Genomic DNA, 8,254 nt, shown 5'->3' with positions numbered 1-8,254 from the left:
ATTCGATGGCCCGTTGATTATCGCCGGTGGTTTTGACAAACCGCGTGCCGAAGAGTACCTCCAGCAGGGAAAAGCCGATCTGATCGGCTTTGGCCGCCCTTACATCGCGAACCCAGACCTCGCAGAACGCCTGGCAAATGACTGGCCCCTGAACGACGTCAACCGGGAAACCCTGTATGGCGGCGACGAGCACGGATATACAGACTATCCGTTCTGGTCCGAAACCCAGGCGTAATCAATCAAGCAGGCCGTCATCGGCGGCCTTCACCAGCGTGTCCACCACATAGCGGATTTTTGGCAACAGCTGACGGTTTTTCGGCCATAGCGCGCTGATAGGCATCTCCCCGCCGGAGTGGCCCGAAAGCACCTCCCGAAGCTCCCCGCTCGCCAGGTATTTGCCCACCAACCAAAGGGGGAGCTGAGACAACCCTCCCCCCGCCAGCGTGGCGGCGAGCATCGCATCACCGTCGCCAAACTCATGCGTCGCCGGCGGCGTATAGCGGCCTATCTGACCATCACTCTCTTTTAGCAGCCAGGAAATGGGCTGATTGCGGCGAAATCCGACAACACACTGATGCTGGCTGAGTTCCGCCGGGCTCACGGGCTCACCCTGATGAAGCAGGTAATCCGGCGAGGCGCATATAACCAGTTTCTGTGTCGTCAGCCTTCTGGCGACCAGGCCGCTGCTGTCTGCCAGTTCGCCAATGCGAATGACCAGGTCAATCCCCTCTTCAATAAGGTCAACGAGCCGCTCGCTGAATGTGACGGTCAATGCCAGGTCCGGATAGCGTCGGGTAATTTGCAGCAGGATGGGTAAAATTCGCTGTCGTCCGAAGGCGGCCGGGAGATCAACCCGGAGTCGTCCTGAAGGCTGATACAGATGTGAGGTCAGTTCTGCTTCGGCCTGCTCCAGAATATCGATGGCGCTCTGACAGCTGGTCAGAAATCGCTCCCCGTCCGGCGTCAGGCTGAGCCGTCGCGTCGAGCGCTGGAACAGTTTCAATCCAAGACGTTCTTCAAGCCGACTGACACTTTTGCCAATGGCTGATTTCGTCAGTCCCAGTTTTTCGGCTGCCGCCGTGAAACTCCCCTGCTGGGCCGTGGTGACAAAAGCCGTGATACCGCCCAGATGATCTGTTCTTCGCATAGATTCCCGTCAATGGTCTGTGATCTTGCTTTATACGATAACCCAATATGCCAGCTGTATTGTGGAATCTATGTCTTCATTGTGGCGATGGAAAGCCGGTTTATCGCGAATGCAAAAACAATCATAGTTATTGCCTCACTACGATTCGGCCCCCAATAGCGGGAAAAAGAAATGCATATGCGCACAGGAGAAAAATGATGTCATCCGTGAAAGGTTTTAAACACGTGGGTTTTCTTACCCGCAAAAAAGGTCAGAGTTTTGACGATTTTGTTAAACACTGGGATGAGGTGCATACCGCTATCACCCTCAGGCTCCCGGGTTTGAGAGGGTATGTGCTGAATCCCATCGATCGGGAAAAATACCCTGATTCACCGGTCGATGGTTTCTCGGAACTGTGGTTTGACTCGCTGGAAGACGCCATCGCGGCTTTTGACTCCCCTGTCGGGAAAGAAGCCTATAAGGACGTGCCCAATTTCGTTGAGCACGCCGCAATTACTTACATTACCGAAATCCGAAAACGGTAATGTTTTACCCATGCGGCCAGTGAATGTATTGTAATGTGCAGTGAAATCAGCAGCTCAAGGCTAACCGACTCCATGACACCTTTACTCATTCATAAATACCACGGGCTGGGTAACGATTACCTGGTATGCCATCGTTCTGTTGCTGAACAGCTGAGCAACGAGCAAATCCGTATCCTGTGCCATCGCCACTATGGCGTAGGATCTGACGGTTTACTGATCGACAGTGGCGACCTGAACAACCCAACGCTGCGCATTATCAATCCGGATGGCTCGGAGGCCGAGAAAAGCGGTAACGGCCTGCGTATCTATGCCCGTTATCTTTTTGATATAGGGCGTGTCGGGCATCAGCCATTTTTAGTGCGCACCGCGGGCGGTGAGGTACATTGCACCGTGCATAACGATTTTCACCAGATCAGCGTGGAAATGGGCCGGGCTAATTTCAATCCAACGGCATTGCCCGCGTTAGTTAATTTGCCCGAGGCGTTGAATTATCCCCTCGCGCTGGCAGATGAAACCCTGTCAGTCGCGCTGGTCTCAATGGGTAATCCCCATTGCGTTGTACTCGTTGATAAGCTCGATTTGGCACAGGTTCATCGTTTAGGGCCACAAATTGAAAATCACCCCTGGTTCCCCCGACGCACCAATGTGCAATTCGTGGAAGTTGTCGATCGCCATACGCTGAAGATTGGTATCTGGGAGCGGGGTGCCGGATTTACGATGGCATCCGGTAGCAGCAGCTGCGCGGCTGCCAGCGCCATGCGCCGGTTAGGTCGGGTTGATGATCGGATTGACGTCAACATGCCAGGGGGGCAGTTGCAAATTACCATCAGAGACGATTTTCACGTCTGTATGCGTGGCCCGGTGCATAAGATCGCCAGCCTGACGGTGGATAAAGACTGCTTTGTCGCAACCGTTAAAGTGTCGATTTGAAGGTTAGGGTTAAATTTGGTAACCTGTCAAAATGATTTTATGAGTTACGCGCTATTATGGATCCCACACCAATTTCATCCCCGCCTCTCTTTCTGGCCGATAACCTTGCGCTGGATTTCATAAACAGTGAATACGGGACAGGTGATGAGCGACATGATTGTTTTGAAGACGATCGTAGCGTCATAGACTGGCTGGTCAAGGCGGGCCTGGTAGCAAAAGGCATTGAAGCCCCCGCAGGATTATTGGCAAAAGCCCACCCGTTCCGGGATGCCGCCAGGGCTGTCATACACGCCGCAATGAACGCTGTTGCGGTTGATTTGGGTGTGATTAACAGGCTCCTTGAAGAAGGGCATCCTCTGACGAGACTGCAATGGGATGAGGAGACACGGCAATATCATGCCGGCACGCATCCCGTCAGCAATAGTCCCGCAAGCCTGCTCTGGCCTGTTGCCGATGCCCTGGTGAAACTGGTCACAGGCAATAAATTTGAATTTGTGCGCCAGTGTGAAGCGCATAATTGTATTTTACTTTTCCACGATTTGAGTAAATCGCATCGCCGCCGCTGGTGCAGTATGGCAACGTGCGGCAATCGTATAAAAGTCGCAGCCTTCAGAAACAGGAAGCATTCATAGCGATTTTGACTACGCTCATCGTGAATAGATCGAGGTTTAAGTGAACTGGCTTTTCTTCCAGGGACGATGGTATTTGATATCCCCCATGCCGTTAGATGGCGAGTTCAGGTTAACAATACCCGGTGAGCGGACCAGTTTCATTCTCAACAGAAAGCAGATGGAACGAGCGGTTAAGGAGAGCCTGGCGTTATCAGGCAGCCCTTCTGCCTCTGATACACTTCAGCGTTGATTCGTTGTTCTCATAAACCCGCCGCGATACCCACCCTCTGATTTAGCTCGACGCCGTCTGATAATTAGCGTCCATTTCATCCAGTGCGGACTGATTTTCTAATCCCCACTGGTACATTTGCTCAATGGGTTCGGCAAAGGTTCTGCCAAGTGGGGTCAGACGGTAATCGACTTTTGGTGGGATCACGTCATACACATGGCGGGCAATCAGCCCTCGCATCTCCAGCTCTTTCAGCGTCTGGAACAGCATTTTCTTGGAAATCCCCTGCAAGCTACGCTGTAGCTCGCCGGTGCGTGCGCGTTCATCCGGCCAGTGATACAGCGCGTGGAGCACCATTGTGCTCCATTTAACTGAAAAAAGTTCCATCAGGCGGCGCGGCGGCGAATCCGCATAGAAAAAGAGTTTACCCTCAACCCAGGCTGGCACTGTTCTGTCCTCTGCTTATGGTCACCAAATGGTAACTACTATCAATATCGAACCCTGTTGACTATAGTCTGCCCTCTTGAGTTAGCCAAAACCAGCACATTCCTGAGGTCAGATGAAAATCAACGCATTAGTCGCGCATGACGCGGCACAACCCTTAACATCGGGCCAGGTGTCGCTGCGCGCGTTACAAAAGCAGGATGTCAAAATCGAGATCCTCTATTGCGGCGTGTGCCACTCCGATCTCCATATGGCGCGTAACGAATGGGCGGTTAGCCATTATCCACTGGTGCCGGGACATGAGATTGTCGGGCGCGTCGTGGACGTTGGGGACGAGGCCACCCATTTTAAACCCGGTGATATCGTCGGTGTGGGAGTGATGGTCGACGCCTGTCGCGAGTGCCATTTCTGCAAGCACCACGAAGAACAGTATTGTGAAGCGGGATTTACTGCTACCTACAATGGCATTGATAAATATACCGGTGACAGAACCTGGGGCGGCTATGCGCAGAGCGTAATTGTCGATCAACATTTTGTTGTTTCTGTACCGCAAAACCTGCCGCTTGCCGGGGTTGCACCGCTGTTGTGTGCGGGCGTAACGGTATGGTCGCCGCTGCGGCATTTCAACGTCAAAGCAGGCGATCGTGTTGGTGTTGTGGGACTGGGGGGTTTAGGCCATATGGCGGTGAAGCTGGCCAGTGCGATGGGAGCGGAAGTGACCCTGTTTACGACCTCCCCGGAGAAGGGCAAAGATGCCCGTCGTCTGGGGGCCAAACAGGTCGTGGTATCGCGCGATGCCGCGCAAATGGCTGCCTGCCAAACCTCGCTGGATTTTATCATTGACTGCGTAGCGGCCCCGCACGATCTGGATCCGTATCTGGCAACGTTAAAAACCAATGGCCGCCTGGTGCTGGTAGGCATTCCGGACCAGCCACACAATGCGCCGAATATAACCCCGATGGTGTTTCGACGTTTAAGCATCAGCGGTTCGTCGATCGGCAGCATTCAGGAAACACAGGAGATGTTGAACTTCTGCGGCGAGCACAATATTACCGCCGATACTGAAACGATCGCTGGCGAGGATGTCGAGGCTGCTTTTGCCCGTATGCTTAAGGGGGACGTTAAGTATCGCTTTGTGATTGATATGCAGGCTACGCGCTGGTAGTGCGCGACAGGCACGTAGCCGTTACGGGCGGCCATTTCAGGCCGCTTAGTGCCAGGAGCGGACGTTTGTGGTTCCAGAGACACTTGAAGCTATTACCTTACCTGGAGTCTTTCATTGCATCCTGCTCCCCGGGATTGCATTGCTGTTGTGTCCCGGGAAGATAAAATTTTCCTGACCGGTCTGGATTGGTACCGCCCGGGCAACCCGCCCGGCCCGGAGCAGAAACAGTATTACTACCGTCTGATCCGTTTCCTCCATCAGAAAAATTCCCGCCATTACCGCCATCAGCAGCATTTACAGCAAATGCGCATATGATAAAAAAAAACGCGAAAACACGCCGGCTCATAAAAAACTCCATTGTTTAACAATCAAATGTTCAACCTGGCCGCCATTGTAGGGCATGTCAAAGGATCAGGTCCGCTTTTCGCCACAGCAGTCTTTTAGAGACTTGCGAACGGGCAGCTTCGTGCAGCATACCCCCACCCCATAAGCGGCTGGGGGCCAGTAATAATGCCAGGCTAATCTGCCCGCGAATAAGGTAGTGGATTAAAACCGTTATTTTTTGGGGGTGATTTTCGTCACTGAGCCCGTTTGAGCTTTATCCCCGGTAGTACCATACATAGACACCAGATAAACGGCACCATCAGGCGCGACAGTCAGGTGGTTTGGCGTATCATCCATCGGGATATTCGCGACCAGTTTACCGTCCTTGTCCAGAACAGCAACGGTTCCACCTGCACGCGTGGCGGCGAAAACCTGCGACGTCACCGGATCCCAAACGACAGATACACCCCCGGCACCAATATAAGTATCAGCGAGAAGCTTGCCGTCCGCATCAAGAACCACGACATTGTTCGTCTCCTGGGAAGCGACGTAAAGACGGCCGGTCTCCGGATCTCGAGCGATGTCGGTTGCGCCTTGCGCCTGAGGTATTTTCACCGTCGTACTTTTGCCCGTTTTGAGATCAATCCAGCCCACCCAGGGTGTATCGCGGCTAACGCCATAGAGTTTTCCACCGGCACTGTCGAGCGCAAGATCTGTATTGTAAAACGCGTCGCGGCCGCGGTTCGTCACGAACGCCATCTGACCGATATGTTCCAACGTTTTGGTATCATAAACCTCGATAAAACCGGTCAGCGCTGCGCTGACATAAGCCCGATTGTGGGCTTCATCAATAATCACATCGCGTGGATGTACGACCGTCCCCTCAGGAAAGACTTTCACGACGGAAAGCGTTTTTGCGTCATAGACGGTCACCGTCTCGGCAAGCGTATTTGTCGTCCAGACCTGGTTATGGGCATTATCAATACCGATGCCGAAGACACCAATCTGCTCACCCTTTTTGTCTTTAGGCAGCGTGGCCTCCGCTTCGACAGCCAGCGTTCCGGCGTTCAGTCTCATCAGGCGGCTACCATCCTTCGGGCCGCGTGCAGAGGTCACGAACAGCTTGCCGTCGGCCGAAACTGCCGACTGGTAAGCTCGCTCACCGACGGGAATTGTTTGCAGCCTGAAAGCCTCTGAGTTTTTCGGGGGAACAATTTGGGACAATTTCAACATGACCTGCGAAACGCTCGCCGGATTTTGCGTGATAACCGTGAGTGGATGGAGGCCTGTAGCGGCATCGGCCGGAACGGTTAGCGGAATAGTGAGGTTTCCCTTCTCATCGGCGGTCAGTGGTTTCGGTGTCAGGACTTCAGCACCATTCAGCATGGTGACAGTCGCGCCCGCCTGCAGGCTCTTAATCGATATAACCGTTTTATCTCCGGGCTTAACAGGAACGTCCCGTGATCCAGCACGGATACTGCCAGGAAAGGTAGTGGCAGCGGCTGTCCATTGGCTATCGGCGTATGCCGCTGTGGCAGTTGACATCGCAATCGTGGAGGCCAATAGCACTGAAAGGACTGAAATTCTTCTCATCTTATCTCCATAAATTGTATTAATGCTGCATCTCAACGCAGCCACAGGTTATTCCCCATTCGCTGAGTCTTGCCTTCCGTCATGAGAAATATGTCTTGTTATTTGCGCATTCAACATACCATATCGATGTAAATAATTATCATTACTGTTTTGAGTGATATCTTAAGTGCGGGGATGGGGGGGTGATGTGCAGCGGGCGAACGAGCTGAAGATTTTCCGGTAAGGGGCGGCGATGTGCCACAAGCGGACGTTGTCTATGTTATGGCATCATAAGTGCCATCAATTTTCGGAAAAGAAAAAAGCTGCTCGATGGCAGCTTAAACGCGGATGATGCATTTAGAGGTATTCGATAATATCAAACCCTTCGTCAACCGTGGGTTCTGAGAAATAACTCGTTATGGTATCGAACTGTTGATCTGTAGCTGCAAAGTCGTGCGCACCTTCTGCGTTACGGGCATGTAAGCGGGCTCTACAGACTTCATCAGATACGTTCAAATAATGCAGACGATTATCAGCACCTGACTCCTTAATGATACTCATCATCCATTCACGCTGTGTCCGTGTGTTTGCCGGGAAGTCTAGAACAACGGATAAACCCGCGTTAAGTAGTGCCACCAGGTGGGGCTTCATAGCGCTTCTGAGCTTTGAGGAACACTGAATATAGTCCGCCACTGATTGCATTTCATTTGCATAGAGCGTAGCCAGCCAGTCGTCTTCACTAACAATTACGGAGCCAGGTAAAGCACCTAATTTTGCAGATAATGTGGATTTGCCTGATGCAATTTTTCCGCATAAAAGATGCAGGGTAGGTTTTACTGAAGTTGCCACTGTATCGAAGTCCATTTTTACCTCACGGGTTTGTTCCGGTAAGGCCCACCTTACCGGCGGGAAATGGCGAACGTTATCCCACCTAAGAATGAGAGGTGATGATAATGAATGGGTGAAATTGTACTGAGCCGGCTGCTGTCATTTTCCCAGGCTAACAGGCGATAACATAAAAATCAGCTGTTTTTTAACTTTTTACATTAAAACGTCCGCTCCTCGCTCACAGCAGACGTACGGCTCGGTTGGCTGCCCGCCTCGAGCGAACAGCGGATGTTGGTGTTAACTCCCATATGTTCAGGTTAACGCGGCTTTGATGTTCTCTACATGGCTTTCGGACGCTATCTCTTCTCGCAACACATCAATCAGCTCCCGCAATCCCTGAGGAATACGTCGATGCCCCGGATAGTAGAGATACATGGCTGGCTCAACAGGGGACCAGTCAGACAGAACTATGCGCAAGCT

General features: G+C 52.4%; 8 protein-coding genes and 1 pseudogene. 5 read left to right on the top strand and 4 right to left on the bottom strand.

What is annotated here, in order from left to right; translation table 11 throughout:
• A pseudogene (locus tag ACRDD5_RS13600) lies at positions 1 to 235 on the top strand (alkene reductase); the annotation flags it as partial.
• Here the strand turns inward: ACRDD5_RS13600 and ACRDD5_RS13595 are convergent.
• Positions 236 to 1,147, bottom strand: coding sequence for a LysR family transcriptional regulator (locus ACRDD5_RS13595; protein WP_438677057.1), 912 nt, complete (start codon positions 1,145 to 1,147; stop codon positions 236 to 238). It abuts the pseudogene before it with no gap.
• Between the two features lie 197 nt (positions 1,148 to 1,344).
• On the opposite strand from ACRDD5_RS13595, the gene ACRDD5_RS13590 reads away from it, so the two are divergent.
• From ACRDD5_RS13590 to ACRDD5_RS13580, 3 genes are all read left to right on the top strand, one after another.
• Positions 1,345 to 1,671 carry an EthD family reductase gene (locus ACRDD5_RS13590; protein ID WP_438677058.1) on the top strand — a complete coding sequence of 109 codons (327 nt, stop codon included), beginning with the start codon at positions 1,345 to 1,347 and terminating at the stop codon, positions 1,669 to 1,671.
• A 72-nt stretch (positions 1,672 to 1,743) separates the two neighbouring features.
• A complete protein-coding gene (dapF, locus tag ACRDD5_RS13585) occupies positions 1,744 to 2,601 on the top strand; it encodes a diaminopimelate epimerase (RefSeq protein WP_271281242.1) in 858 nt (285 codons plus the stop codon).
• Between the two features lie 56 nt (positions 2,602 to 2,657).
• Positions 2,658 to 3,233 (top strand): CGNR zinc finger domain-containing protein, encoded by a 576-nt coding sequence (locus ACRDD5_RS13580; protein WP_438677056.1) that lies wholly within the window; start codon positions 2,658 to 2,660, stop codon positions 3,231 to 3,233.
• Positions 3,234 to 3,504: 271 nt separating this feature from the next.
• Here the strand turns inward: ACRDD5_RS13580 and ACRDD5_RS13575 are convergent, their stop codons facing one another.
• Complete coding sequence (locus ACRDD5_RS13575) at positions 3,505 to 3,888, bottom strand: winged helix-turn-helix transcriptional regulator (protein ID WP_271281244.1); 384 nt, start codon at positions 3,886 to 3,888, stop codon at positions 3,505 to 3,507.
• Positions 3,889 to 4,000: 112 nt separating this feature from the next.
• Between ACRDD5_RS13575 and ACRDD5_RS13570 the strand changes: the two genes are divergently transcribed.
• Positions 4,001 to 5,050: an NAD(P)-dependent alcohol dehydrogenase gene (locus ACRDD5_RS13570; protein ID WP_438677055.1), complete on the top strand. Its 1,050-nt coding sequence runs from the start codon at positions 4,001 to 4,003 to the stop codon at positions 5,048 to 5,050.
• 555 nt (positions 5,051 to 5,605) lie between these two features.
• Here ACRDD5_RS13570 and ACRDD5_RS13565 read toward each other — a convergent pair.
• Together ACRDD5_RS13565 and ACRDD5_RS13560 are read right to left on the bottom strand one after the other, a co-directional pair.
• Positions 5,606 to 6,967: a YncE family protein gene (locus ACRDD5_RS13565; RefSeq protein WP_438677054.1), complete on the bottom strand. Its 1,362-nt coding sequence runs from the start codon at positions 6,965 to 6,967 to the stop codon at positions 5,606 to 5,608.
• Positions 6,968 to 7,303: 336 nt separating this feature from the next.
• Positions 7,304 to 7,810 carry an AAA family ATPase gene (locus ACRDD5_RS13560; RefSeq protein WP_438677053.1) on the bottom strand — a complete coding sequence of 169 codons (507 nt, stop codon included), beginning with the start codon at positions 7,808 to 7,810 and terminating at the stop codon, positions 7,304 to 7,306.
• Positions 7,811 to 8,254 lie beyond the last annotated feature (444 nt).

It is taken from the genome of Silvania sp. (genome assembly GCF_051656365.1).
Lineage (GTDB): Bacteria > Pseudomonadota > Gammaproteobacteria > Enterobacterales > Enterobacteriaceae > Enterobacter > Enterobacter hatchlandensis.
Note: the sequence above shows the minus strand (reverse complement) of the source record. Positions and strands in the feature narration are given on the sequence as shown.